Annotated in this window: 23 protein-coding genes; 12 read left to right on the forward strand and 11 right to left on the reverse strand. The window is 52.6% G+C overall.

The genetic code is table 11. The annotated features are described in order from the left end of the window. Nucleotides 1-30 precede the first annotated feature (30 nt). The 4 genes from araD to rluA all read left to right on the forward strand — a co-directional run bounded on the left by araD (nt 31) and on the right by rluA (nt 6,893). Nucleotides 31-726 carry an L-ribulose-5-phosphate 4-epimerase gene (araD, locus tag K0335_RS10805; protein ID WP_104919960.1) on the forward strand — a complete coding sequence of 232 codons (696 nt, stop codon included), beginning with the start codon at nt 31-33 and terminating at the stop codon, nt 724-726. A gap of 74 nt (nt 727-800) precedes the next feature. Beyond that, a complete protein-coding gene (gene polB / locus K0335_RS10810) occupies nt 801-3,152 on the forward strand; it encodes a DNA polymerase II (RefSeq protein ID WP_104919959.1) in 2,352 nt (783 codons plus the stop codon). A gap of 163 nt (nt 3,153-3,315) precedes the next feature. Continuing rightward, nucleotides 3,316-6,222: an RNA polymerase-associated protein RapA gene (rapA, locus tag K0335_RS10815; RefSeq protein ID WP_001117011.1), complete on the forward strand. Its 2,907-nt coding sequence runs from the start codon at nt 3,316-3,318 to the stop codon at nt 6,220-6,222. An 11-nt stretch (nt 6,223-6,233) separates the two neighbouring features. Beyond that, nucleotides 6,234-6,893, forward strand: coding sequence for a bifunctional tRNA pseudouridine(32) synthase/23S rRNA pseudouridine(746) synthase RluA (gene rluA / locus K0335_RS10820; RefSeq protein ID WP_000525176.1), 660 nt, complete (start codon nt 6,234-6,236; stop codon nt 6,891-6,893). Nucleotides 6,894-6,963: 70 nt separating this feature from the next. Here rluA and djlA read toward each other — a convergent pair whose 3' ends face one another. Beyond that, on the reverse strand, nt 6,964-7,779 hold the full coding sequence (gene djlA, locus K0335_RS10825; RefSeq protein ID WP_001200589.1) for a co-chaperone DjlA: 816 nt from the start codon (nt 7,777-7,779) through the stop codon (nt 6,964-6,966). 254 nt (nt 7,780-8,033) lie between these two features. On the opposite strand from djlA, the gene lptD reads away from it, so the two are divergent. Genes lptD through apaH form a run of 6 tightly spaced genes read left to right on the forward strand, consistent with a single transcriptional unit; the run spans nt 8,034 to nt 14,767 of the window. Then, nucleotides 8,034-10,385 (forward strand): LPS assembly protein LptD, encoded by a 2,352-nt coding sequence (lptD, locus tag K0335_RS10830; RefSeq protein WP_104919958.1) that lies wholly within the window; start codon nt 8,034-8,036, stop codon nt 10,383-10,385. A gap of 53 nt (nt 10,386-10,438) precedes the next feature. Next, nucleotides 10,439-11,725 (forward strand): peptidylprolyl isomerase SurA, encoded by a 1,287-nt coding sequence (gene surA / locus K0335_RS10835; protein WP_219393819.1) that lies wholly within the window; start codon nt 10,439-10,441, stop codon nt 11,723-11,725. Next, on the forward strand, nt 11,725-12,714 hold the full coding sequence (pdxA, locus tag K0335_RS10840) for a 4-hydroxythreonine-4-phosphate dehydrogenase PdxA (RefSeq protein WP_104918215.1): 990 nt from the start codon (nt 11,725-11,727) through the stop codon (nt 12,712-12,714). Before surA ends, pdxA begins: the two co-directional genes overlap by 1 nt. Next, the gene (gene rsmA / locus K0335_RS10845) at nt 12,711-13,532 is read left to right on the forward strand and encodes a 16S rRNA (adenine(1518)-N(6)/adenine(1519)-N(6))-dimethyltransferase RsmA (protein ID WP_001065388.1); all 822 of its coding nucleotides are present in this window, start codon (nt 12,711-12,713) and stop codon (nt 13,530-13,532) included. Before pdxA ends, rsmA begins: the two co-directional genes overlap by 4 nt. A 2-nt stretch (nt 13,533-13,534) precedes the next feature. Next, the gene (apaG, locus tag K0335_RS10850; protein ID WP_000610901.1) at nt 13,535-13,912 is read left to right on the forward strand and encodes a Co2+/Mg2+ efflux protein ApaG; all 378 of its coding nucleotides are present in this window, start codon (nt 13,535-13,537) and stop codon (nt 13,910-13,912) included. A 6-nt stretch (nt 13,913-13,918) separates the two neighbouring features. Beyond that, nucleotides 13,919-14,767 carry a bis(5'-nucleosyl)-tetraphosphatase (symmetrical) ApaH gene (gene apaH / locus K0335_RS10855; protein WP_000257189.1) on the forward strand — a complete coding sequence of 283 codons (849 nt, stop codon included), beginning with the start codon at nt 13,919-13,921 and terminating at the stop codon, nt 14,765-14,767. Here apaH and K0335_RS10860 read toward each other — a convergent pair. The 10 genes from K0335_RS10860 to K0335_RS10905 all read right to left on the reverse strand — a co-directional run bounded on the left by K0335_RS10860 (nt 14,764) and on the right by K0335_RS10905 (nt 23,302). Beyond that, nucleotides 14,764-15,078 (reverse strand): CcdB family protein, encoded by a 315-nt coding sequence (locus tag K0335_RS10860; protein WP_001160963.1) that lies wholly within the window; start codon nt 15,076-15,078, stop codon nt 14,764-14,766. The two genes, apaH and K0335_RS10860, sit on opposite strands and share 4 nt — an antisense overlap. A 2-nt stretch (nt 15,079-15,080) precedes the next feature. Continuing rightward, nucleotides 15,081-15,314, reverse strand: coding sequence for a type II toxin-antitoxin system CcdA family antitoxin (locus tag K0335_RS10865; RefSeq protein ID WP_000125566.1), 234 nt, complete (start codon nt 15,312-15,314; stop codon nt 15,081-15,083). A gap of 85 nt (nt 15,315-15,399) precedes the next feature. After that, entirely contained in the window at nt 15,400-15,879 is a 480-nt protein-coding gene (folA, locus tag K0335_RS10870) for a type 3 dihydrofolate reductase (protein WP_000624375.1), read from the reverse strand. Between the two features lie 192 nt (nt 15,880-16,071). Further along, nucleotides 16,072-17,934 carry a glutathione-regulated potassium-efflux system protein KefC gene (kefC, locus tag K0335_RS10875; RefSeq protein WP_104919956.1) on the reverse strand — a complete coding sequence of 621 codons (1,863 nt, stop codon included), beginning with the start codon at nt 17,932-17,934 and terminating at the stop codon, nt 16,072-16,074. Then, nucleotides 17,927-18,457, reverse strand: coding sequence for a glutathione-regulated potassium-efflux system oxidoreductase KefF (gene kefF / locus K0335_RS10880; RefSeq protein WP_000600701.1), 531 nt, complete (start codon nt 18,455-18,457; stop codon nt 17,927-17,929). Before kefF ends, kefC begins: the two co-directional genes overlap by 8 nt. 107 nt (nt 18,458-18,564) lie before the next feature. Further along, complete coding sequence (locus K0335_RS10885; protein ID WP_104919955.1) at nt 18,565-19,896, reverse strand: MFS transporter; 1,332 nt, start codon at nt 19,894-19,896, stop codon at nt 18,565-18,567. 58 nt (nt 19,897-19,954) lie between these two features. Next, nucleotides 19,955-20,242 carry a ferredoxin-like protein FixX gene (gene fixX, locus K0335_RS10890; protein ID WP_000203741.1) on the reverse strand — a complete coding sequence of 96 codons (288 nt, stop codon included), beginning with the start codon at nt 20,240-20,242 and terminating at the stop codon, nt 19,955-19,957. Next, on the reverse strand, nt 20,239-21,525 hold the full coding sequence (locus K0335_RS10895; protein ID WP_219393820.1) for an FAD-dependent oxidoreductase: 1,287 nt from the start codon (nt 21,523-21,525) through the stop codon (nt 20,239-20,241). Before K0335_RS10895 ends, fixX begins: the two co-directional genes overlap by 4 nt. Nucleotides 21,526-21,575: 50 nt before the next feature. Beyond that, complete coding sequence (locus K0335_RS10900) at nt 21,576-22,517, reverse strand: electron transfer flavoprotein subunit alpha/FixB family protein (protein ID WP_104919954.1); 942 nt, start codon at nt 22,515-22,517, stop codon at nt 21,576-21,578. Nucleotides 22,518-22,531: 14 nt separating this feature from the next. Further along, nucleotides 22,532-23,302, reverse strand: coding sequence for an electron transfer flavoprotein (locus tag K0335_RS10905; protein WP_000692219.1), 771 nt, complete (start codon nt 23,300-23,302; stop codon nt 22,532-22,534). A gap of 472 nt (nt 23,303-23,774) precedes the next feature. On the opposite strand from K0335_RS10905, the gene caiT reads away from it, so the two are divergent. Both caiT and caiA read left to right on the forward strand, forming a co-directional pair. Then, entirely contained in the window at nt 23,775-25,289 is a 1,515-nt protein-coding gene (gene caiT, locus K0335_RS10910; protein ID WP_219393821.1) for an L-carnitine/gamma-butyrobetaine antiporter, read from the forward strand. Nucleotides 25,290-25,319: 30 nt separating this feature from the next. Further along, entirely contained in the window at nt 25,320-26,462 is a 1,143-nt protein-coding gene (gene caiA, locus K0335_RS10915; protein ID WP_000347117.1) for a crotonobetainyl-CoA dehydrogenase, read from the forward strand. Nucleotides 26,463-26,531 lie beyond the last annotated feature (69 nt).

Here is a 26,531-nt window from a genome sequence, read left to right on the forward strand (position 1 = left end):
GCAAAGCGCATCCGGCACGAAGGAGTCAACATGTTAGAAGATCTCAAACGTCAGGTTTTAGAAGCCAACCTGGCACTGCCAAAACACAACCTGGTCACGCTCACATGGGGCAACGTCAGCGCTGTTAATCGCGAGCGCGGCGTCTTGGTGATCAAACCTTCTGGCGTCGATTACAGCATCATGACCGCCGACGATATGGTCGTGGTCAGCATCGCAACCGGTGAAGTGGTTGAAGGAACGAAAAAGCCCTCCTCCGATACGCCAACTCACCGATTGCTCTATCAGGCATTCCCGTCCATTGGCGGCATTGTGCATACACACTCGCGCCACGCCACCATCTGGGCGCAGGCGGGTCAGTCAATCCCGGCAACCGGCACCACCCACGCCGACTATTTCTACGGCGCCATTCCCTGTACCCGTAAAATGACCGACGCAGAAATCAACGGCGAATATGAGTGGGAAACCGGTAACGTCATCGTTGAAACTTTCGAAAAACAGGGTATCGACGCAGCGCAAATGCCTGGCGTTCTGGTCCATTCTCACGGCCCGTTTGCATGGGGTAAAAACGCTGAAGACGCAGTGCATAACGCCATCGTGCTGGAAGAAGTCGCTTATATGGGGATTTTCTGCCGCCAGCTTGCTCCGCAGTTACCGGATATGCAGCAAACATTGCTGGATAAACACTATCTGCGTAAGCATGGTGCGAAGGCATATTACGGGCAGTAATGACTGTATAAAACCACAGCCAATCAAACGAAACCAGGCTATAATCAAGCCTGGTTTTTTGATGGAATTTCAGCGTGGCGCAGGCAGGTTTTATCTTAACCCGACACTGGCGGGACACCCCGCAAGGGACAGAGGTCTCTTTCTGGTTAGCGACGGACAACGGGCCGTTACAGGTTATGCTTGCACCGCAAGAGTCCGTGGCGTTTATTCCCGCCGATCAGGTTCCCCGCGCCCAGCATATTTTGCAGGGTGAACAAGGCTTTCGCCTGACGCCGCTGGCGTTAAAGGATTTTCATCGCCAGCCGGTGTATGGCCTTTACTGTCGCGCCCATCGCCAGTTAATGAATTACGAAAAGCGCCTGCGTGAAGGTGGCGTTACCGTCTACGAGGCCGATGTGCGCCCGCCAGAACGCTATCTGATGGAGCGGTTTATCACCTCTCCGGTGTGGGTCGAGGGTGATATGCGCAATGGCGCTATCGTTAATGCCCGTCTGAAACCGCATCCCGACTATCGTCCGCCGCTCAGGTGGGTTTCTATTGATATTGAAACCACTCGTCACGGTGAGCTGTACTGCATCGGCCTGGAAGGTTGCGGGCAGCGCATCGTTTATATGCTGGGGCCAGAGAATGGCGACGCCTCCGCGCTCGATTTTGAACTGGAATACGTCGCCAGTCGCCCGCAGCTACTGGAAAAACTTAACGCCTGGTTTGCCAACTACGATCCTGATGTGATCATCGGTTGGAACGTGGTGCAATTCGATCTACGAATGCTGCAAAAACATGCCGAGCGTTATCGTATTCCACTGCGGCTGGGGCGCGATAACAGTGAGCTGGAGTGGCGCGAGCACGGCTTTAAAAACGGCATCTTTTTTGCCCAGGCCAAAGGGCGGCTAATTATCGACGGTATCGAGGCGCTGAAATCCGCGTTCTGGAATTTCTCTTCATTCTCGCTGGAAACTGTCGCTCAGGAGCTATTAGGCGAAGGAAAATCTATCGATAACCCGTGGGATCGAATGGACGAAATTGACCGCCGTTTCGCCAAAGATAAACCTGCGCTGGCGACTTATAACCTGAAAGATTGCGAGCTGGTGACGCAGATCTTCCACAAAACTGAAATCATGCCGTTTTTACTCGAACGAGCAACGGTTAACGGCCTGCCGGTAGATCGGCACGGGGGGTCGGTGGCAGCGTTTGGTCATCTCTATTTTCCGCGAATGCATCGCGCTGGTTATGTCGCGCCTAATCTCGGCGAAGTGCCGCCGCACGCCAGCCCTGGCGGCTATGTGATGGATTCGCGGCCTGGGCTTTATGATTCGGTACTGGTGCTGGACTACAAAAGCCTGTACCCCTCGATCATCCGCACCTATCTGATTGATCCCGTCGGGCTGGTTGAAGGCATGGCGCAACCTGATCCAGAGCACAGCACCGAAGGTTTTCTCGATGCCTGGTTCTCGCGGGAGAAACATTGCCTGCCGGAGATTGTGACTAACATCTGGCACGGGCGCGATGAAGCCAAACGCCAGGGCAATAAACCGCTGTCACAGGCGCTGAAGATCATCATGAATGCCTTTTATGGCGTGCTCGGTACTACCGCCTGTCGCTTCTTCGATCCGCGCCTGGCATCGTCGATCACCATGCGAGGTCATCAGATCATGCGGCAAACCAAAGCGTTGATTGAAGCGCAGGGCTACGACGTGATCTACGGCGATACCGACTCAACGTTTGTCTGGCTGAAAGGCGCACATTCGGAAGAAGAAGCGGCGAAAATCGGTCGTGCACTGGTGCAGCACGTTAACGCCTGGTGGGCAGAAACGTTGCAACAGCAACGGCTGACTAGCGCACTGGAATTGGAGTATGAAACCCATTTCTGCCGTTTTCTGATGCCAACCATTCGTGGAGCCGATACGGGCAGCAAAAAGCGCTATGCCGGGCTGATTCAGGAAGGCGATAAACAACGGATGGTGTTTAAAGGGCTGGAAACCGTACGCACCGACTGGACACCGCTGGCCCAGCAGTTTCAGCAGGAGCTATATCTACGTATCTTCCGCAACGAGCCATATCAGGAATACGTTCGCGAAACCATCGACAAACTGATGGCAGGCGAACTGGATGCACGGCTGGTTTACCGTAAACGCCTTCGCCGTCCACTGAGCGAATATCAGCGTAATGTGCCGCCTCATGTACGCGCCGCACGCCTTGCCGATGAAGAAAACCAAAAGCGTGGTCGCCCCTTGCAATATCAGAACCGCGGCACCATTAAGTATGTATGGACCACCAACGGCCCGGAGCCGCTGGACTACCAACGTTCACCACTGGATTACGAACACTATCTGACCCGCCAGCTGCAACCGGTGGCGGAGGGAATACTCCCTTTTATTGAGGATAATTTTGCTACACTTATGACCGGGCAACTTGGGCTATTTTGAGCAAAAAAAGAGTTCGCCAGATACCATTTTGATGCGTGACGAATGCTTTGCCATCCAGTACCATAGCGCCCTTTCCATTCCTGGACCTGAATAACGCCACTACCTCATAAGCAAGGTAGCGGGTAGTTATTGCCTGCAATTAAAGATATAGAGCCGAACACATATGCCTTTTACACTTGGTCAACGCTGGATCAGCGATACAGAAAGCGAATTGGGACTTGGAACCGTTGTCGCGGTGGATGCGCGAACTGTCACTTTACTTTTCCCATCTACTGGTGAAAACCGTCTGTACGCACGCAGTGATTCCCCCGTGACCCGCGTGATGTTCAACCCTGGTGATACCATTACCAGCCACGACGGTTGGCAGATGCAAGTCGAAGAAGTAAAAGAAGAAAATGGCTTGCTGACCTATATCGGTACTCGCCTGGATACTGAAGAGTCCGGCGTAGCCCTGCGTGAAGTTTTCCTTGATAGCAAACTGGTGTTCAGCAAACCGCAGGACCGTCTGTTTGCCGGGCAGATTGACCGTATGGACCGCTTTGCGCTGCGTTATCGCGCACGTAAATATTCCAGCGAACAGTTCCGTATGCCGTACAGCGGCCTGCGCGGTCAGCGTACCAGTCTGATCCCACATCAGCTCAACATCGCTCATGATGTTGGTCGCCGCCATGCGCCGCGCGTCCTGCTGGCTGACGAAGTGGGTTTAGGGAAAACCATTGAAGCCGGGATGATCCTGCATCAGCAACTGCTCTCTGGCGCTGCTGAACGTGTACTGATTATCGTCCCGGAAACCTTACAGCATCAGTGGCTGGTAGAAATGCTGCGCCGCTTCAATCTGCGTTTTGCCCTGTTTGATGACGAGCGTTACGCCGAAGCCCAGCACGATGCCTACAACCCGTTCGACACCGAACAGCTGGTGATTTGTTCGCTGGATTTTGCCCGTCGTAGCAAACAGCGTCTGGAACATCTCTGTGAAGCCGAATGGGACCTGCTGGTGGTCGATGAAGCGCATCACCTGGTGTGGAGCGAAGATGCGCCGAGCCGTGAATATCAGGCCATTGAACAACTGGCAGAGCATGTGCCCGGCGTTCTGCTGCTGACTGCGACCCCGGAACAACTGGGGATGGAAAGCCACTTCGCCCGTCTGCGCCTGCTGGACCCGAACCGTTTCCACGATTTCGCGCAGTTCGTTGAAGAGCAGAAAAATTATCGTCCAGTAGCAGATGCCGTTGCCATGCTGCTGGCAGGTAACAAACTCAGCAATGACGAACTGAACATGCTCGGTGAGATGATCGGCGAGCAGGATATTGAGCCGTTACTGCAGGCGGCAAACAGCGACAGCGAAGATGCCCAGAGCGCCCGTCAGGAACTGGTTTCCATGCTGATGGATCGCCACGGCACCAGCCGCGTGCTGTTCCGTAACACCCGTAACGGCGTTAAAGGCTTCCCGAAACGCGAGCTACACACTATTAAACTGCCGCTGCCGACGCAGTATCAGACGGCGATTAAAGTGTCCGGCATTATGGGCGCACGTAAAAGTGCCGAAGACCGCGCTCGCGATATGCTCTACCCGGAGCGTATTTATCAAGAATTTGAAGGCGATAACGCCACCTGGTGGAACTTCGACCCGCGCGTTGAGTGGCTGATGGGCTACCTGACCAGCCATCGCTCACAGAAAGTGCTGGTGATCTGCGCTAAAGCCGCTACCGCGCTGCAACTGGAGCAGGTACTGCGCGAGCGTGAAGGTATCCGCGCTGCGGTGTTCCACGAAGGCATGTCGATTATTGAGCGTGACCGCGCTGCGGCATGGTTTGCCGAAGAAGACACCGGCGCGCAGGTGCTGCTGTGTTCGGAAATTGGTTCTGAAGGGCGTAACTTCCAGTTCGCCAGCCACATGGTGATGTTTGACCTGCCATTCAACCCGGATCTGCTGGAGCAGCGTATTGGTCGTCTGGATCGTATCGGCCAGGCGCACGATATTCAGATCCATGTGCCTTATCTGGAGAAAACCGCTCAGTCGGTACTGGTACGCTGGTATCACGAAGGTCTGGATGCATTCGAGCACACCTGCCCGACCGGACGCACTATCTACGATAGCGTGTATAACGATCTTATTAACTACCTGGCCTCACCGGATCAAACCGAAGGCTTTGACGATCTGATCAAAAACTGCCGCGAGCAGCACGAGGCGTTGAAGGCACAGCTGGAACAGGGTCGTGACCGCCTGCTGGAGATCCATTCCAACGGTGGCGAAAAAGCGCAGGCATTAGCTGAAAGCATTGAAGAGCAGGATGACGATACCAACCTGATCGCCTTCGCCATGAACCTGTTCGATATTATCGGTATCAATCAGGACGATCGCGGCGACAACATGATCGTGCTGACGCCGTCCGATCATATGCTGGTGCCGGACTTCCCGGGCCTGTCGGAAGATGGCATCACCATCACCTTCGACCGTGAAGTGGCGCTGGCGCGTGAAGATGCGCAGTTTATTACCTGGGAGCATCCACTGATCCGCAACGGCCTGGATCTGATCCTCTCTGGCGATACCGGTAGCAGCACGATTTCACTGTTGAAAAACAAAGCGTTGCCGGTAGGTACGCTGTTGGTGGAATTGATTTACGTGGTTGAAGCGCAGGCACCGAAGCAGTTGCAGCTCAACCGCTTCCTGCCGCCGACGCCGGTACGTATGCTGCTGGATAAAAATGGCAACAACCTGGCGGCGCAGGTGGAGTTTGAAACCTTTAACCGTCAGCTTAACGCGGTTAACCGCCACACTGGCAGCAAGCTGGTTAATGCCGTGCAGCAGGATGTTCACGCTATCCTTCAGTTGGGTGAAGCGCAGATCGAGAAATCTGCCCGTGCATTGATTGATGCAGCACGTAACGAAGCCGACGAAAAACTGTCTGCCGAGCTGTCTCGTCTGGAAGCTCTGCGCGCAGTGAACCCGAACATTCGTGACGATGAACTGACCGCCATTGAGAGCAACCGTCAGCAGGTAATGGAAAGCCTGGATCAGGCAGGCTGGCGTCTGGATGCCCTGCGTTTGATCGTTGTGACGCATCAGTAACGGAGCCGAAAATGGGGATGGAAAACTACAATCCGCCGCAGGAACCCTGGCTGGTTATCCTGTATCAGGATGACCACATTATGGTGGTCAACAAGCCGAGCGGCTTGTTATCGGTGCCGGGGCGTCTGGAAGAGCACAAAGACAGCGTGATGACGCGCATTCAGCGTGATTATCCGCAGGCGGAATCGGTGCATCGTCTGGATATGGCTACCAGCGGCGTGATTGTAGTGGCGCTGACCAAAGCCGCGGAGCGGGAATTAAAACGCCAGTTCCGCGAGCGCGAGCCGAAAAAGCAGTATGTGGCCCGCGTCTGGGGACATCCATCCCCTGCGGAAGGTCTGGTAGATCTGCCGCTGATTTGCGACTGGCCAAACCGCCCGAAACAGAAAGTCTGTTACGAAACGGGTAAACCTGCGCAGACGGAATATGAAGTGGTGGAGTATGCTGCGGATAACACAGCAAGAGTGGTGTTAAAACCGATTACCGGGCGTTCGCATCAGCTGCGTGTGCATATGCTGGCGCTGGGCCATCCGATTCTCGGCGATCGTTTTTATGCATCACCAGAAGCCAGGGCAATGGCACCACGTTTACTGCTACATGCAGAGATGTTGACGATTACCCATCCGGCATATGGCAATAGTATGACGTTTAAGGCGCCCGCGGATTTTTAATAGTCTCGGTAGCGCGATTAGGTAGGCAGGAGAAGGCGTTAAGGCCTTCTCTTCTTACTCGCCCTGAAACTTATTTAAACCCTTTCTGCTGCTTTATCAGCTCATAGGCCTGCTGAATTTCCTGCGCTTTCTGCTTCGCCATCTCCATCATCTCAGGCGGCAAACCTTTCGCCACCAGCTTATCCGGATGGTGTTCACTCATCAGCTTACGGTAGGCACGTTTAATGGTGGTCGCATCATCCGTCGGCTTCACACCCAGCACATTACAGGCATCTTCCAGCGTCGGGCCTCGCTGCGCTTGCTGCCAGTTACCACCGCCAGATTGCTGCTGATAACCGCCGCCAAACTGTGCACCGCCCTGCATCATGCGCAGGAACTGGTCAAACTGAGCGCGGGAGATCCCTAATTCTTCAGCAATGACATACAGTACCGCCCGCTCATTTGGATGCAGCGAACCATCAGCAAACGCCGCCTGAATCTGGATCTCCAGAAACATACGAATTAAGTCAAAACGACCAAAGCAGACACTGCGAAACTGGCGCATCTTTTCACGCAGTGGGTAATTATCTGATTTTCCCACCCGGAATGCATTTTGCGCCGCAGTACGGGAAGCGCCATGCAGATTCATTCGATCCATCAAACGGCTGGCAATATGAATATCAGCCTCAGTAACGCGACCTTTAGATTTGGTTAAATGCCCCATCACCTCAAAAGTGGTGGCAAAAAACAGCGCCTGACGCTCACGCTGATTGGCGAACCACGCCATTTTACGGCTGCGGGCTTTATCAAACATATGGCCAATCAACAGCCCTAATACAACGCCCCAAAAACCACCGCCCATCATTAAGGCCACGGCCACGCCAATGATTTTTCCCCAATACTGCATATATTCCCCAAATCGACACTCGGATATCAGGGCTATCTCTCACAATTTAAGGCGCTTTTACCCATTTCGGGCTGCGGTCTATTGTGAGACATCGCCTATAATTTGCATTATCATACCTGTCATTCTATGCCGTGCCTAACATCACAGACACTATTCGGGCAGGATTAACACTAGCGTAGAGATGATGAGTACGTTAGTCTCTGACCGTTTGCCGCGCGCAACGTTACCGATGATGGAACAATAAAATTCAACGTATGAAAAAACGTATCCCCACCCTCCTGGCCACCATGATTGCCACCGCCCTTTACAGTCAACAGGGCCTGGCAGCCGATCTCGCCTCACAGTGTATGTTGGGCGTGCCGAGCTATGACCGTCCTCTGGTGAAGGGCGACACGAACGAACTGCCCGTGACGATTAATGCTGACGACGCCAAAGGGAATTATCCTGATGACGCAGTGTTTTCCGGCAATGTAGATATCATGCAAGGGAACAGTCGACTGCAGGCCGATGAAGTGCAACTTCATCAAAAAGAAGCACCTGGCGAGCCAGAACCGATTCGTACTGTTGATGCGCTCGGTAATGTCCATTACGACGACAACCAGGTCATTCTGAAAGGGCCAAAGGGATGGGCGAATCTGAACACCAAAGATACTAACGTCTGGGAAGGGGATTACCAGATGGTGGGTCGTCAGGGGCGCGGTAAAGCGGACCTGATGAAACAACGAGGCGAAAACCGTTATACCATTCTGGATAACGGCAGCTTTACCTCCTGCTTACCGGGGGCCGATACCTGGAGCGTGGTGGGGAGCGAAATTATCCATGACCGCGAAGAGCAAGTAGCCGAAATCTGGAACGCCCGTTTTAAAGTTGGCCCGGTGCCAATCTTCTACAGCCCCTATTTGCAGTTACCGGTGGGTGACAAACGCCGCTCCGGTTTCTTGATCCCAAACGCCAAGTACACGACCAAGAACTACTTTGAGTTCTACCTGCCATATTACTGGAACATCGCGCCAAATATGGATGCCACCATCACGCCGCATTATATGCATCGTCGTGGCAACATTATGTGGGAGAACGAGTTCCGCTACCTCTCCCAGGCGGGCGCAGGCTTGATGGAACTGGACTATCTGCCTTCAGATAAAGTCTATGAAGATGAACACCCGAACGATGATAACTCACGTCGTTGGTTATTTTACTGGCAACACTCTGGTGTAATGGATCAGGTGTGGCGCTTCAATATTGACTACACCAAAGTTAGTGATCCAAGTTATTTCAACGACTTTGATAATAAGTACGGTTCCAGTACCGACGGCTACGCTACGCAAAAATTCAGCGTCGGTTACGCAGTACAGAACTTTGACGCCACACTTTCGACCAAACAGTTTCAGGTCTTTGACGATAACAGTGGTAACAGTTACGCCGCTGAGCCGCAGTTAGACGTCAACTACTACCATAACGATCTCGGTCCGTTTGATACCCGTATCTATGGTCAGGCAGTGCATTTTCTAAATACCAATAGCAATATGCCAGAAGCCACACGTCTGCACCTTGAACCGACGATCAATCTCCCGTTGTCGAACAACTGGGGCAGTTTAAATACCGAAGCCAAACTGCTGGCGACACACTATCAGCAGACCAATCTTGACTGGTATAACGCCAGAAATACAAACAAGCTGGCTGATTCTGTTAACCGTGTAATGCCGCAATTTAAAGTTGATGGCAAAATGGTCTTTGAGCGTGACATGAATCTGCTGGCGCCTGGCTTTACCCAGACACTGGAACCACGCGCGCAGTATCTGTACGTACCCTATCGCGATCAGAGCGACATCTACAATTTCGACTCTTCTCTGTTGCAGTTTGACTATAGCGGCCTGTTCCGCGACCGTACTTATGGTGGTCTGGACCGCATCGCATCAGCAAACCAGGTTACGACCGGTGTCACATCTCGTATATATGATGAAAATGCCGTTGAACGTTTTAACGTTTCTGTTGGTCAAATCTACTATTTCAGCGAGTCTCGCACTGGCGATGACCACATAAAATGGGAGAAAGACGACGATAAAGGTTCACTGGTGTGGGCTGGTGATACTTACTGGCGAATATCCGAGCGTTGGGGTGTACGGGGTGGTGTGCAGTACGACACTCGTCTGGATAACGTCGCGACCAGTAATGCCAGCATTGAGTACCGTCGGGATCAAGACCGTCTGGTACAGCTAAATTACCGCTATGCCAGCCCGGAATATATTCAGGCGACATTGCCACGTTATTCCACCTCTGAACAATATAATAAGGGGATTTCGCAGGTAGGTGGCGTAGCCAGTTGGCCATTTGCTGATCGCTGGTCGATTGTCGGGGCTTACTACTTCGACACCAATGTGAACAAACCAGCCGACTCCATGTTAGGCGTGCAGTACAGTTCCTGCTGTTATGCGATTCGTGTCGGTTACGAGCGTAAGCTGAACGGCTGGGATAATGATAAACAACATGCAGTTTATGACGACGTAATCGGCTTTAACATCGAACTTCGTGGCCTGAGCTCTAACTATGGCCTCGGCACGCAAGAGATGTTGCGTTCGAACATTCTGCCGTATCAAAACTCTTTGTGATTTGATTGAGTTACAACGTAATCCGCATTGCGGCTAATTGAAATGGAAAAAGTATGAAGAACTGGAAAACGCTGCTTCTCGGTATCGCCATGATCGCGAATACCAGTTTCGCTGCCCCCCAGGTAGTCGATAAAGTCGCAGCCGTCGTCAATAACGGCGTCGTGCTGGAAAGCGACGTTAATGGTTTATTGCAGTCAGTAAAACTGAATGCCGCACAAGCGGGGCAACAACTTCCTGATGATGCTACGCTGCGTCATCAGATCCTGGAACGGTTGATCATGGATCAGATCCTGCTGCAAATGGGCCAGAAAATGGGGGTGAAAATCTCCGATGAGCAGCTGGATCAGGCGATTGCTAACATCGCTAAACAAAACAACATGACGCTGGATCAGATGCGTAGCCGTCTGGCTTACGATGGGCTGAACTACAACACCTATCGTAATCAGATCCGCAAAGAGATGATTATCTCTGAAGTGCGCAACAATGAAGTTCGTCGTCGTATCTCTATCCTGCCGCAGGAAGTGGAATCTCTCGCGCAGCAGGTCGGGAATCAAAACGATGCCAGCACTGAGCTGAATCTGAGCCACATTCTGATCCCGCTGCCGGAAAACCCGACCTCTGATCAGGTGAACGAAGCAGAAAGCCAGGCGCGTGCCATTGTCGATCAAGCCCGTAACGGCGCTGATTTTGGCAAACTGGCAGTCTCCTACTCTGCTGATCAACAAGCCCTGAAAGGCGGTCAGATGGGCTGGGGACGCATTCAGGAACTGCCGGGTATCTTTGCCCAGGCGTTAAGTACCGCGAAGAAAGGCGATGTTGTTGGCCCAATTCGTTCCGGTGTTGGCTTCCATATTCTGAAAGTCAACGATCTGCGTGGTGGTAGCCATAATATCTCGGTTACCGAAGTTCATGCTCGCCATATTCTGCTGAAACCATCGCCGATTATGACCGACGAACAAGCCCGCGTGAAACTGGAGCAAATCGCTGCTGATATCAAAAGTGGTAAAACGACTTTTGCTGCCGCAGCGAAAGAGTTCTCCCAGGATCCAGGTTCTGCTAACCAGGGCGGCGATCTCGGTTGGGCAACAGCAGACATTTTTGATCCGGCGTTCCGTGACGCACTCACCCGCCTGAACAAAGGCCAAATGAGTGCACCGGTTCACTCCTCCTTTGGCTGGCATTTGATCGAGCTGCTGGATACCCGTAATGTCGATAAAACCGACGCTGCGCAGAAAGATCGTGCGTACCGCATGCTGATGAACCGTAAGTTCTCGGAAGAAGCAGCAAGCTGGATGCAGGAACAACGCGCCAGCGCCTACGTTAAAATCCTGAGCAACTAATGGTTAAAACCCAACGTGTTGTGATCACTCCCGGCGAGCCCGCCGGGATTGGCCCGGACTTAGTTGTCCAGCTTGCACAGCGTGAGTGGCCGGTCGAACTGGTTGTTTGTGCCGATGCCACTCTCCTTACCGACCGGGCAGCGATGCTCGGTTTGCCGCTCACCCTCCGCCCTTATACCCCCAACTCCCCTGCACAACCGCAAACTGCGGGCACATTAACGCTACTTCCTGTCGCGCTACGTGAATCTGTCACTGCGGGGCAGTTAGCGGTTGAAAATGGACATTATGTGGTGGAAACGCTGGCGCGAGCGTGTGATGGCTGTCTGCACGGTGAATTTGCTGCACTGATCACAGGCCCCGTGCATAAAGGCGTCATTAACGACGCAGGCATTCCGTTTACCGGTCATACCGAGTTTTTCGAAGAGCGTTCGCAGGTGAAAAAAGTGGTGATGATGCTGGCGACCGAAGAACTTCGCGTGGCGCTGGCAACGACGCATTTACCGCTGCGCGATATTGCTGACGCCATCACCCCTGCGCTTTTGCACGAAGTCATTGCTATTTTGCATCACGATTTGCGGACCAAATTTGGTATTGCCGAACCGCGCATTCTGGTCTGCGGGCTAAATCCGCACGCGGGCGAAGGCGGTCATATGGGTACGGAAGAGATAGACACTATCATTCCGGTGCTCGACGAGTTACGGGTGCAGGGGATGAAACTTAAAGGGCCGCTGCCTGCCGATACCCTGTTTCAGCCGAAATATCTCGATAACGCCGACGCCGTGCTGGCGATGTACCACGATCAGGGTCTTCCCGTGCTAAAATACCAGGGCTTCGGGCGCGGTGTGAACATTACGCTGGGCCTGCCCTTTATTCGCACATCAGTGGACCACGGCACCGCACTTGAACTGGCGGGACGTGGCAAAGCCGATGTCGGCAGTTTTATTACGGCGCTTAATCTCGCCATCAAAATGATTGTTAACACCCAATGAATAATCGAGTCCACCAGGGCCACTTAGCCCGTAAACGCTTCGGGCAAAACTTTCTCAACGATCAGTTCGTGATCGACAGCATTGTTTCTGCCATTAACCCGCAGAAAGGCCAGGCAATGGTCGAAATCGGCCCCGGTCTGGCGGCATTGACCGAACCGGTCGGCGAACGTCTGGACCAGCTGACGGTCATCGAACTTGACCGCGATCTGGCGGCACGTCTGCAAACGCATCCATTCTTAGGCCCGAAACTGACTATTTATCAGCAGGATGCGATGACCTTTAACTTTGGCGAACTGGCCGAGAAAATGGGCCAGCCGCTGCGTGTTTTCGGCAACCTGCCTTATAACATCTCCACGCCGTTGATGTTCCATCTGTTTAGCTATACTGATGCCATTGCCGACATGCACTTTATGTTGCAAAAAGAGGTGGTGAATCGTCTGGTTGCAGGACCGAACAGCAAGGCGTATGGTCGATTAAGCGTCATGGCGCAATACTATTGTAACGTGATCCCGGTGCTGGAAGTACCGCCGTCAGCCTTTACACCACCACCCAAAGTGGATTCCGCCGTCGTGCGCCTGGTTCCTCATGCAACGATGCCCTACCCGGTTAAAGATGTTCGCGTGTTGAGCCGCATCACCACCGAAGCCTTTAACCAGCGTCGTAAAACCATTCGTAACAGCCTCGGCAACCTGTTTAGCGTCGAGGTATTAACAGGAATGGGGATCGACCCGGCGATGCGAGCGGAAAATATCTCTGTCGCGCAATATTGCCAGATGGCGAACTATCTGGCGGAGAACGCGCCTTTGCAGGAGAGTTAACGATGATCAATTCGCCCCGAGTGTGTATTCAGGTTCAAAGCGTCTACATTGAGGCACAATCTTCACCTGATAATGAACGTTACGTTTTTGCTTATACCGTAACCATACGCAATCTGGGGCGAGCGCCAGTGCAGTTGTTGGGGCGTTACTGGCTGATCACCAATGGCAATGGCCGTGAAACCGAAGTCCAGGGCGAAGGAGTGGTTGGCGTTCAGCCACTTATCGCGCCTGGCGAAGAGTACCAGTACACCAGCGGTGCAATCATTGAAACACCGCTGGGCACCATGCAGGGTCACTACGAAATGATCGATGAAAATGGCGTCCCCTTCAGCATCGACATTCCCGTATTCCGACTCGCCGTTCCCACACTCATTCATTAAAAGAATATGGCGACATACCTAATTGGCGACGTTCATGGTTGTTACGATGAACTGATCGCATTGCTGCATAAAGTAGAATTTACCCCTGGGAAAGATACCCTCTGGCTGACAGGCGATCTGGTTGCGCGCGGCCCTGGTTCGCTGGATGTTCTGCGCTATGTGAAATCCTTAGGCGACAGCGTACGTCTGGTGCTGGGCAATCACGATCTGCATCTGCTGGCGGTATTCGCCGGGATCAGCCGCAATAAACCGAAAGATCGCCTGACACCGCTGCTGGAAGCGCCGGATGCCGACGAGCTGCTTAACTGGCTGCGTCGCCAGCCTCTGCTGCAAATCGACGAAGAGAAAAAGTTGGTGATGGCCCACGCCGGGATCACGCCGCAGTGGGATCTGCAGACTGCCAAAGAGTGCGCGCGCGATGTAGAAGCGGTGCTGTCGAGCGACTCCTACCCCTTCTTCCTTGATGCCATGTACGGCGATATGCCAAATAACTGGTCACCGGAATTGCGGGGGCTGGGAAGACTGCGTTTTATCACCAACGCCTTTACCCGTATGCGTTTTTGCTTCCCGAACGGTCAACTGGATATGTACAGCAAAGAATCGCCGGAAGAAGCCCCTGCCCCACTGAAACCGTGGTTTGCGATTCCTGGCCCCGTCGCTGAAGAGTACAGCATCGCCTTTGGTCACTGGGCATCGCTGGAAGGCAAAGGTACGCCGGAAGGTATTTACGCGCTGGATACTGGTTGCTGCTGGGGTGGGTCATTAACCTGCCTGCGCTGGGAAGATAAGCAGTATTTTGTCCAGCCGTCGAACCGGCATAAAGATATGGGTGAGGGAGAGGCGGTCGCGTCTTAAATCCCGTCGAGCATAAAATCTAATGCTCCTTTAATCAAAGTTCGGTGCGCGCTGGCATCGCAAAATTTCGTTCCCAGCGTGTTAACTGGAACAGTTGCAGTCTCATGCGTCATGAGCACATATTCTTTGCCGTCTACCAGTAAAAGGATTGGGTTAAGCCGTTCTGGTGGGCGAATATGGCTAAATCGTTCAATAGGTGTTAATGGAATAACGATACGGCGATTAATCTCACCAATAATGTCGCTGGTAACATCGATAACAAAGGGAAACGCGGCGTTCCTGCCGCGACTGCGGTATACCGTAAATTGCATCGCTAGAAGCTCCGGTACTCATCAGAGAAACATCCGGTTTCATCAGCCAATTGATTTAACGCAGCGATAGCTTCTGCGTTCTCTTCACGCCAACGTGTTGCTGCATGTTTTTTAAGTTCAGCATTGAGCGCAACCGTAAGGGTGGCGCTCATATTTAAGCCTGCATCACGAGCGCGATTGACTAACTCACGGTCGACGGTGACGGTCACACTTTGTGTGGTACGTTTTGCAGTCATGATATCGTGCTCCTGTACAATTTATACGTCTAGTATACACGGATATCTGCACGTATAAGTGATGCCGGAATTCTAATATACAAACTTACCGCCGCTCCAGAATCTCAAAGCAATAGCTATGAGAGTTCTGCGCATCAGCGTCGTGGAATTCGCTGAATACCGATTCCCAGTCATCCGGCTCGTAATCCGGGAAATGGGTGTCGCCTTCCACTTCCGCGTCGATATGCGTCAGATACAGTTTTTGCGCTTTTGGCAGAAACTGCTCATAAACGCGACCACCGCCAATCACCATAATTTCTGGTACGTCACCACACGCCGCGATGGCTTCATCCACCGATTTAACCCACGTTACGCGATCATCCGTACCCGGCTGGCTGCTGAGGATAATATTCTTGCGCCCTGGTAACGGACGACCGATGGATTCCCACGTATGGCGGCCCATAATCACGGGTTTATTTAAGGTGTTACGCTTAAACCAGGCGAGATCGGCAGGCAGGTTCCACGGCATGGCGTTTTCCATGCCGATAACGCGATCTACCGCTAACGCCGCAATCAGACTAATCATTGATTTATCCTGGATATAAAAAATTGTCGCCACTATACGTAAAGCGTAAACCTTCGTCGACTGGCGCAAGGATGATGTTGAGGAAAATTTTACGTTCTGCTGGCGAGTCCACGCTCTCTTCCTGGACTCGCCGCATTACAATGAAACAAAAACAATCAGTTAGCTGTAAAGTGTGATTTACGTCACTCTTTATTAGGATGAGGGTTTCGTTTCCGGTTCATCCGCCATGTTGCCGGTATGTTTACCTTCTTCGGTGCCCTGCCAGCCATGTCGTTGAATTAATGACAGATGTTCGCGGTCTTCGGTAATGATCTCACTTAACATCGCACTGGTGCGTTTATAGACCGCTGCGCGGGCTTTGGTGTCGTTCTCAACTACTGCCATCTCTTCCACCATCTGAATATTAAAACGGCGGAATACATCTGCACGCTCCCGCGCTTCATACGGCCCCAGACCTAAACTTTCCAGCGCCAGACGCCCGGTTTTCAGTGCCCCTTCAAAGGTTTCACGCTCTGGCTTTTCAACACCTGCCTGACGCAAACGAATGTAGTGATCGACATCACGGGCGCGGGCAATAATCTGCAGATGCGGGAAATGTTCTTTCACCATCTCCGTCAGTTGCAGGTTGGTTTGTGGATCGTCAATGGCGTTAATCAGCACTTCTGCTTTCGCCGCTCCGGCAGATTCCAGTAAATCCATCCGCGTGGCATCGCCGTAAAACACTTTCATGCCAAATTTGCGCAAGGTTTCGATATGGTCAGGATCATGATCGAGCACCACCATTTTCACCCCGCTGGAGAGCAGTAAACGTCCGGTAATCTGTCCATAACGACCGAATCCGGCAATGATTACCCGCGGCTGTTCTTCGTCGATCTCATCGGCTTCACGCGCCTCTTCAGTAGAAGATTGCTCAAGGCGATTGAGGATCACTAGCAGAATCGGCGTTGCTGCCATCGACAGCGCCACCGCCAGGGTCAGCGATTTCGCCCACTCCGGCTCAAGCACATTCGCCATCTGCGCCGCACCAAATACTACAAAGGCAAACTCACTGCCCTGTCCTAATAACACCGCAAACCAGCGACGCTGTTTATTCGGCACCTGCAACGGTCGGGCAATCAGCCACAGCATAGCGATTTTGATGATGAGGAAACCAGGCAGCAAAATGACAATACGCAATGGGTTTTCAATCAGCGTGCCAAAGTCTATCGACATGCCAACACCGATGAAAAACAGCCCCAACAGCAAACCTTTAAATGGCTCGATATCGCTTTCCAGCGCATGGCGGTATTCCGAGCTTGCCAGCAGTACGCCCGCCAGAAACGCCCCCATCGCCATCGACAAGCCGACCTCTTCCAGCAGCAAACCAAAGCCAAACACGAGGAATAACGCCACGGCACTAAACACTTCCCGCAAGCCAGAGCGGGCAACAAAACGCAGCGCCGGACGCGTGACATAGCGCCCCAGCAGTACCACCAGCACCAGTGCACCCGCCACTTTTAACGCCGAGAGAGCAAATGCGCCCATCGTCGTCGAGGCACTGCTCGCCGCCAGTAGCGGGATCATCGCTACCAGCGGGATCGCGGCGATATCCTGGAACAGCAGCACCGCAAAGGCGCTACGGCCCATTTGTGTCACCATCAGGTTGCGTTCATTCATCGCCTGCATGGCAATTGCCGTTGATGAGAGCGCCAGTGTCATGCCGATCAGTTCCGCTACCTGCCAGCGCAGACCAAGGAACATGCAGAACAGCCCCAGCAGGCCGCCGCAAATCACCATCTGTAATGCACCACCACCAAACACTGCCGCACGCAACTTCCACAGCCTTTGTGGATCAAGTTCGAGGCCGATGATAAACAGCATCAGCACCACGCCAATCTCGGCAAAGTGGAGGATAGATTCGGCATCGGTCACCAGTCGCAACCCCCACGGGCCAATAATGCAGCCCGCGATCAGGTAGCCAAGAACCGAGCCAAGCCCAAGACGCACCGCAATAGGTACAATCAGCGCCGCCGAACCGAGATAAATCAGCGCCTGAATCAGCGTATGGCTATCCATGATATGCCTCCTGCCATTCCAGCAGACGTTGCTTATAATGACGCGCCTGCCCTTCGAGGGTTTCGTCGTCACAAATAAAGGTGCAGTGCATAGCAAACGGTGGCAGCCAGTTCAGCCCGCAGTAGATTGCCGTCGCCTGTAGCGGCTGCGACAGCACATCAAAGCCCGGATGCGCGCCAATCTCAAAATGACTTTCCCCGCCGCCGGTCGTCACCGCCCACAGCAAATGTTTACCATGCAGTGCCGTGCCGCCGTGACCGTAAGCCCAGCCGTGCGAGAAAACTTTATCGATCCAAAGTTTGAGGAGCGGTGGAATGCTGTACCACTGCATCGGGTGCTGCCAGACGATCAGGTCGGCGCGAGACAACGCCTCCTGCTCGGCAGCAATATCGATATTGAAGTCAGGATAGAGTTGATAAAGAGAGCGAACTTCGACGCCTTCCAGCGTCCTTGCGTGTTCAAGCATCCGTTTATTCGCATGAGAATGATGCGGATACGGATGCGCATAAATTATGAGGATCATAGTTAACTCGCGTGTTTACGCCTTTGTTTTCCCACAAAGTGTAGTCACATATTCACGCAGCTAATAGTCAATAATATTGATTCAAAAAAGGCAGAAATCTGAATAAATTACCCCATTCGTTGCCTGCGAATCGTCATATTGCTGGTCTGGGCCAGCGACATCCCCCGTGTCTCTGGCGCAAACGCAATGGAAATCAACAAACCAAACAGCGAGATACCTGCTCCCATCAGCATCGTGTTACTGATGCCGTAATTATTGATAAAGATCGGCAGCGCCCAGGTTGAAACAATGGTGCCAATACGGCTTAAGGACATAATAACGCCCACAGCAGAGGCGCGGATATCCGTCGGGAAGAGTTCATTAGGATAGAGCCACTGCAAATTACCCGGCCCACCAGAGAAAAAGGCATACACCGCAAATGCCATCACTACCAGCCAGATCCCCATATCCGGGATCAGCCCCAAAACCGCCAACGCCAGCGTCATCATGGCAAAGCTGCCAATCAACAACGGACGCCGTCCGGCAGTGTTTAGCCACAGCATCGGCGGAATACAGCCGAGCATAAAGAACAGGCTAATCACCACGTTCCCCAGTGCCGCATTTTTGCCAACGCCCAATCCCAGCAGACCAACGATTTGCGGGCCAAAGGTGTAAATAGCGAACATCGGGATCACCTGGCAGGTCCAGATGGCGGCAACAAACAGAACAAAAGGAAAATGGCGGCGATTAAACAGATCGCGAAAACGGGCTTGCTGCGGCGGCTCTTCGTCGAAAGCCACCGGCTCACCAAACAGTTTGATCATCATCTCTTCGCACTCTTTCACTCGCCCCTTGCGTAATAACCAGCGGGGAGATTCTGGCAGTTCGAATCGACCAATCAAAATCAACAAACAGGGGATCGCCGCGCTACCCAGCATCCAGCGCCAGCCACCTTCCACATCATAAAGCCAGTAGCCGACCAGATCGGCACAGGTCGCGCCGACATACCACATAGCGGCGATAAAGCTGATGGAAAACGCCCGCTGACGGGTGCTGGAGAACTCGGTGATCATCGAAGTCGCGATGGGATAATCCGCACCGATGACAATGCCGATGAGTACCCGCATCACCAGCAGTTCGACGGGGGATGAAACAAACATCGTTGCTACCGATATTACGCCGATGGCGATGATATCGATGAGGAACATTTTGCGCCGTCCGACTTTATCGGAGATATAGCCAAACAGCGATGTGCCAACGAACAGCCCGGCGAGCGTTCCCGCGCCCAGCAAGCCAATCCAGTCAGCGTCCAGTTTCAGCGCCGGAGTCAGTTGCTCCAGCGCCACGCCAATCATTACCAGTACATAACCATCCAGAAACGGGCCACCGCTTCCCCACAGCAAAATGCGGCGGTGAATTGAGGAGAATTTGAGATCGTCAAAGTTTCTGGACGGTTGCATGGGTTATTCCTGTTTTTTTACAATGAGAGTCAGTACGGCGTTACGTATCAAACCAACATCAACCGTAACGAAACTCCACACCAAAGGTGCCGCGCGGGTATTCCCACTGTTCCAACGCCGACCCCAGCCCCAGAATGCGACAGGTGCCGCACTCCAGACATCCGGCGTAATCGAAGCGCACACTTCCATCATCCTGCTTCTTATACAGACCTGCGGGGCACGCTTTCACCAGCAGCTCCAGCGCCTGTTTATCCGCGTCGGCCTTTACAACAATGTGCGGATGCTCTTCATCGACATTGAATTTATTGACGCCCAGTTTGACGTCCACATTTACGGGAGAAGTCATAAAACGGTCACTCCTTTCATGCCATCCTTGATCAGATTGATGAAGCCCACTTTCTTGCCGTGGCGGAGGATTTTCTTGCGCATCAGTTCCGGCGCGCTGCCGTCAATGGTGAACAGGTCACGCGCCACGCCCACCGCCAGTTCCGGGTAACCGCTAAACATGCGTGGGTTATCAAGGAACGCCGGTAGTTTCTGGTACATGCGCATATCGCGCAGTGGGCCACTCTCCAGATACTGACGATATTCCGCTAGTTTTTGCTTACTGAAATCGTCGCTTTTCATCGCTGAAAGCACGGTTTTTGCAGCAGCTTCCCCGGCGGCAATCGCCAGATCCATACCGCGAATAGTAAAACCGAGGTTCATACACATTCCGGCGGCATCACCGGCAATCAACACGCCGTCACCGACCAGCTCCGGCAACATGTTGATGCCTGCTTCCGGCACTACGTGAGCGGAATATTCCACCAGCTTGCCACCCGCGATCAGCGGTGCAACGGCCGGATGCTGTTTGAAATCTTCCAGCATTTGCGGCACCGATTTTTTTGCGTCATGTAGATGATGCAGACCGCAAACCAGCCCCAGCGACAGGGTATTTTCATTGGTATAAAGGAAGCCGCCGCCCATCAGGCCATCAGTAGGTGATCCCGCAAACAGGCAAGCCGCCCCCTGATTACCCTGCAACTGAAAACGGTCTTCGATAACCGACTTCGGTAACTCGATCAGTTCCTTCACGCCAACCGCCACATCCGTCGGTTTGACGCGTTTTGCCATCCCCAGCTTTTCGGCAAGGATGGAATTCACCCCGTCAGCAAGGATCACCGTTTTCGCTTCAATCACATCGCCATCGGCTTCTACACCGACGACTTTGCCATCGCGCTGTACGAGGTTATCGACACGAATCCCGGTAATTAACTGCGCACCCGCTTCTTCGGCCTGCTCCATCAGCCAGGCATCAAATTTACTGCGCAAAACGGAGTAAGAACGCTGTGATGGTGAGGTTTCGTCACCGTTGCAGTAGTCCATAGTCATCGCTGACTTTTCCGTCATAAACGCGAGTTTTTCATGGGTGATCAGGCGTTCTACGGTGGCGGATTCGGCGAAACCAGGAATAATGTGTTCCAGACTGTGGGCATAGAGACGCCCGCCGGTGACGTTCTTGGCACCTGCGGAATTGCCACGCTCGATAACTAACACTTGCGCCCCTTCGCGGGCGAGCACCAGTGCGGCAACCGAACCGGCAAGCCCTGCACCGACGATGATGGCGTCAAAGATATCTTCGGACATAAGAGCTCCCTGTCAGCGGCAGGGCCGAAATGCAGCCCTGCCAGAGTGGATCAACGCGCTAAAGCGGCGGTCAGCGCCGGAAGGATCTTCACGGCGTCACCAACAATGCCGTAATCCGCGAACTGGAAGATCGGCGCATTTTTATCTTTGTTGATGGCGAAAATAGTTTGCGACGCGTTAGCGCCAACCATGTGCTGGATCTGCCCGGAGATCCCCACCGCCAGGTACAATTCAGGTTTCAGCATCAGGTTGGAGATACCGACATAGCGTTCGTGCTCCATCCATTTTTCGTTTTCCGCCACCGGACGAGAACAGGCCAGCTCCGCACCTATCGCCTTGCAAAGCTGTTCTGCCAGCGCAATGTTCTCTTTGCTGCCAATGCCGCGACCGACGCTGACCACCAGACGGGCTTTATCCAGATCGACGCTGTTGCTCTGGCGCGCCTGCGTTGCCGTGCGGGTAATCGCCACCGCCGGAGCCTGCCACGCCACGGTGTGTGTTTCGCCAGTACGTGACGCGTCTGGCTGAGCCGCATCAAACGTGCCGCTGCTGATGGTCAGTACCGCATACGGCGTGGCAATGCGTTCTTCGCCAATCGCCAGACCGCCGTAAACCATGTGTTTCACTGTCGCTTTACCGTCCTGCACGCTAACGGCGCTGGCATCGTTCGAAACCGCCGCTTTAAGGCGGTAACCCAGTTTTGCCGCCAGTAATTTGCCGCGACGGGTATTCGGCAACAGCACCAGACCGTCTGCGCCGTGCTGGCGAATAGTGTCAGCCATGACACCGGCGTAATCTTCGATCATCCGATCGTCCGGTTTGCCGCTTAATGTCCAGACATGATTAGCGCCAAACTGGATTGCCAGTGCGCCGTCGGCATCATTGAGGACAAATGTGTTGATTTGATTAGCTAAAGCCTGCGCACCGTTCATCAGTTCCGGCAGACGAGAAGGGGTATCGCTGAATACCCAGACTTGAGAAAACGTGTTCATAGCATCCCCTGTAATTAAATGACTTTGCGAAGATTTTCAGCAAATGCGGCGATCTGTTCTTCGCCGTCGCCTTCAATCACGATGCGCTGACGCTCGCGTTGTTTCGGTGCGGCAACCTGTTGTTCAGACCAGGCTTCCACGGCGTTAAAGCCAATATCCGCCGCCGACCATACCTGGACTGGCTTTTTCGCCGCGCCGAGAATGGCTTTCATCGAAGGAATTTGTGGGGAGTTGATATCAGTGGAAACAGCAACAACCGCAGGCAGCGGAATGCTTAACGTTTCTGTTTCATCTTCCAGTTCGCGTTCAACGGTGAGGGTATCTGCCGTCAGGGAAATAATTTTGCTGACACCGTTAACGACTGGAATATCGAGGATTTCGCCCACCAGCAAACCAACCTGTTGGGCATAAAGGTCGGAAGAACCATCGCCGCAGAGGATCAGATCAAACCCTGCTTTCTGGGCGGCTGCAGCCAGTGCAGTCGCCGTTTGTTGCGGCAGTGCCTGCTCGAACTGGTCATCAATCACCACAATCAGTTCATCCGGACCGCGTGATAGCACATCTTTACGCCCTTTGGCGTTGGTCAGGGCTTTACCGCCCACACTTAAGGCCGTCACCTGCGCTTCTGCCGCCTGCTGTTTTAACTGACAAGCCGCTTCAATAGCGTTGAGATCGTATTGGCTTATTTTGGCATCGGCTTTACTGAAGTCTAATGAACCATCAGCATTATTGACCGCAATATCCTGTTCATCAGGCACGCACTTATAGCAAGTAATAATCTTCATTGCATCTCCAGAAATCATGAAGGAAACGTCGTTCATATCGGTGGTGTTAATTACAGATATCACGTCCTTTAATTCGGGAATAAAACTTTAATCACCAATATTGAAAATGTCACACGCAGATAAATCCAACTTTCAATATTGTTAAGTTCCTCACCAATATTGAAAACGTGGCGTAGCAAAAAGAAATTTTCAATATTGTTTTATGGATCACCAATATTGAAAGTCAGATGCTATTTTTTCACTCACAATCAAACACATATTATTGATTAATAATGAATATTTGCACAAAGACACCCTATTTTTACTCGATAAAAAACCGTGATTTACATCACAGAATGCAACCCATTGAATACCCATTATGAGTTAGCCATTAACGCGTCCACGAGGTTAATAATAATTATATTAAATGTTAACAAAAATAAAACAAACGGGAACGCCAAATAAATATTTATTTTTACAGTGGAATTAACTCATGACAAAAGAAAAGAAAAAAACGGGAATAGAACCGAAGGTGTTCTTTCCGCCATTAATAATCGTTGGCATACTTTGTTGGCTTACAGTCAGAGATCTGGATGCGGCGAATGTCGTTATTAATGCTGTATTCAGTTACGTCACCAATGTATGGGGATGGGCATTTGAATGGTATATGGTGGTAATGCTTTTCGGCTGGTTCTGGCTGGTATTCGGCCCGTATGCCAAAAAGCGTTTAGGTAACGAACCGCCCGAGTTCAGTACCGCCAGTTGGATCTTTATGATGTTCGCCTCCTGTACCTCTGCCGCAGTACTGTTCTGGGGGTCAATTGAGATCTACTACTACATCTCCACGCCACCATTTGCTTTAGAGCCAAACTCCACTGGCGCGAAAGAGTTGGGGCTGGCCTACAGTTTGTTCCACTGGGGACCTCTACCGTGGGCCACTTACAGCTTCCTTTCCGTCGCCTTCGCGTACTTCTTCTTTGTCCGCAAAATGGATGTGATTCGCCCCAGCTCCACTCTGGTGCCGCTGGTGGGTGAAAAACATGCCAAAGGCTTGTTTGGCACTATCGTCGATAACTTCTATCTGGTAGCACTGATCTTCGCAATGGGCACCAGTCTGGGTCTTGCCACGCCGCTGGTAACCGAGTGTATGCAGTGGTTGTTTGGTATTCCGCATACCCTGCAACTGGACGCCATTATCATTACCTGCTGGATCATCCTCAACGCTATCTGCGTGGCCTGTGGTCTGCAAAAAGGGGTAAAAATCGCCAGCGATGTGCGCAGCTATCTGAGTTTCCTGATGCTCGGCTGGGTATTTATCGTCAGCGGCGCCAGCTTCATCATGAACTACTTCACCGACTCGGTGGGGATGTTGCTGATGTATCTGCCGCGCATGTTGTTCTATACCGATGCCGTTGGCAAAGGCGGCTTCCCGCAGGGCTGGACCGTATTCTACTGGGCATGGTGGGTAATTTACGCTATCCAGATGAGTATCTTCCTTGCCCGCATCTCCCGTGGTCGTACCGTGCGTGAACTGTGCTTCGGTATGGTGATGGGGCTGACAGCATCCACCTGGATCCTGTGGACTATACTCGGCAGTAACACTCTGCTGTTGATGGATAAAAACATCATCAACATTCCAAATCTGATCGAACAGTACGGTGTCGCGCGCGCCATCATCGAAACCTGGGCCGCTCTGCCGCTCAGCACTGCCACCATGTGGGGCTACTTCATTCTCTGCTTTATTGCCACCGTTACCCTGATTAATGCCTGCTCTTACACCCTGGCGATGTCCACCTGCCGCGAAGTGCGCGACGGCGAAGAACCACCGCTGCTGGTGCGTATCGGCTGGTCAATTCTGGTCGGCATTATCGGCATCGTTCTGTTGGCGCTCGGCGGCCTGAAACCGATTCAAACCGCCATTATCGCCGGAGGATGCCCGCTGTTCTTCGTCAATATTATGGTGACGCTCTCCTTTATTAAAGACGCGAAACAGAACTGGAAAGATTAATTAACCCACAAAATATCAAGAGGTTGAAAGATGGATTTTAATTTAAATGATGAGCAGGAACTGTTTGTCGCCGGTATCCGCGAACTGATGGCCAGCGAAAACTGGGAGGCCTATTTTGCCGAGTGCGACCGTGACAGCGTCTACCCGGAACGTTTTGTCAAAGCACTGGCAGATATGGGTATCGACAGCCTGCTTATCCCGGAAGAGCACGGCGGGCTGGACGCAGGTTTTGTCACCCTCGCCGCCGTGTGGATGGAATTGGGTCGTTTGGGGGCACCAACCTACGTGCTGTACCAGTTGCCGGGTGGATTCAACACCTTCCTGCGCGAAGGCACACAAGAGCAGATCGACAAGATTATGGCGTTTCGTGGTACTGGTAAGCAGATGTGGAACTCAGCGATTACCGAACCAGGGGCTGGCTCTGACGTGGGTAGCCTGAAAACGACTTATACCCGTAGAAATGGTAAGATTTATCTTAATGGTAGTAAGTGTTTTATTACCAGCAGCGCCTACACCCCGTACATCGTGGTGATGGCGCGTGACGGGGCTTCTCCGGACAAACCTGTCTACACCGAATGGTTTGTTGATATGAGCAAACCGGGCATCAAAGTGACCAAACTTGAGAAGCTCGGTCTGCGTATGGATAGCTGCTGTGAAATCACCTTTGACGATGTGGAACTGGACGAGAAAGACATGTTCGGTCGGGAAGGTAACGGCTTTAACCGCGTCAAAGAAGAGTTCGACCATGAACGTTTCCTGGTAGCTCTCACCAACTATGGTACGGCGATGTGCGCCTTTGAAGATGCGGCGCGCTACGCCAACCAGCGCGTGCAGTTTGGCGAGGCTATTGGTCGTTTCCAGTTGATTCAGGAAAAATTCGCCCACATGGCGATCAAATTAAACTCCATGAAAAACATGCTGTATGAAGCAGCGTGGAAAGCAGACAACGGCACCATCACCTCTGGCGATGCAGCGATGTGCAAATACTTCTGCGCCAATGCGGCATTTGAAGTGGTGGATAGCGCAATGCAGGTGCTGGGCGGTGTCGGGATTGCGGGCAACCACCGCATCAGCCGCTTCTGGCGTGACCTGCGTGTAGACCGCGTTTCCGGAGGATCTGACGAAATGCAGATCCTGACGCTGGGTCGCGCGGTGCTGAAGCAATACCGTTAAGTCAATGCGCAACCTGATAGGGCGCTTGTTGCGTCTTATCAGGCATAACCAAATTTTTCAGGAGCTAAT

Origin of the sequence: Escherichia sp. GZ89 (genome assembly GCF_019366485.1) — a bacterium.
Lineage (GTDB): Bacteria > Pseudomonadota > Gammaproteobacteria > Enterobacterales > Enterobacteriaceae > Escherichia > Escherichia fergusonii.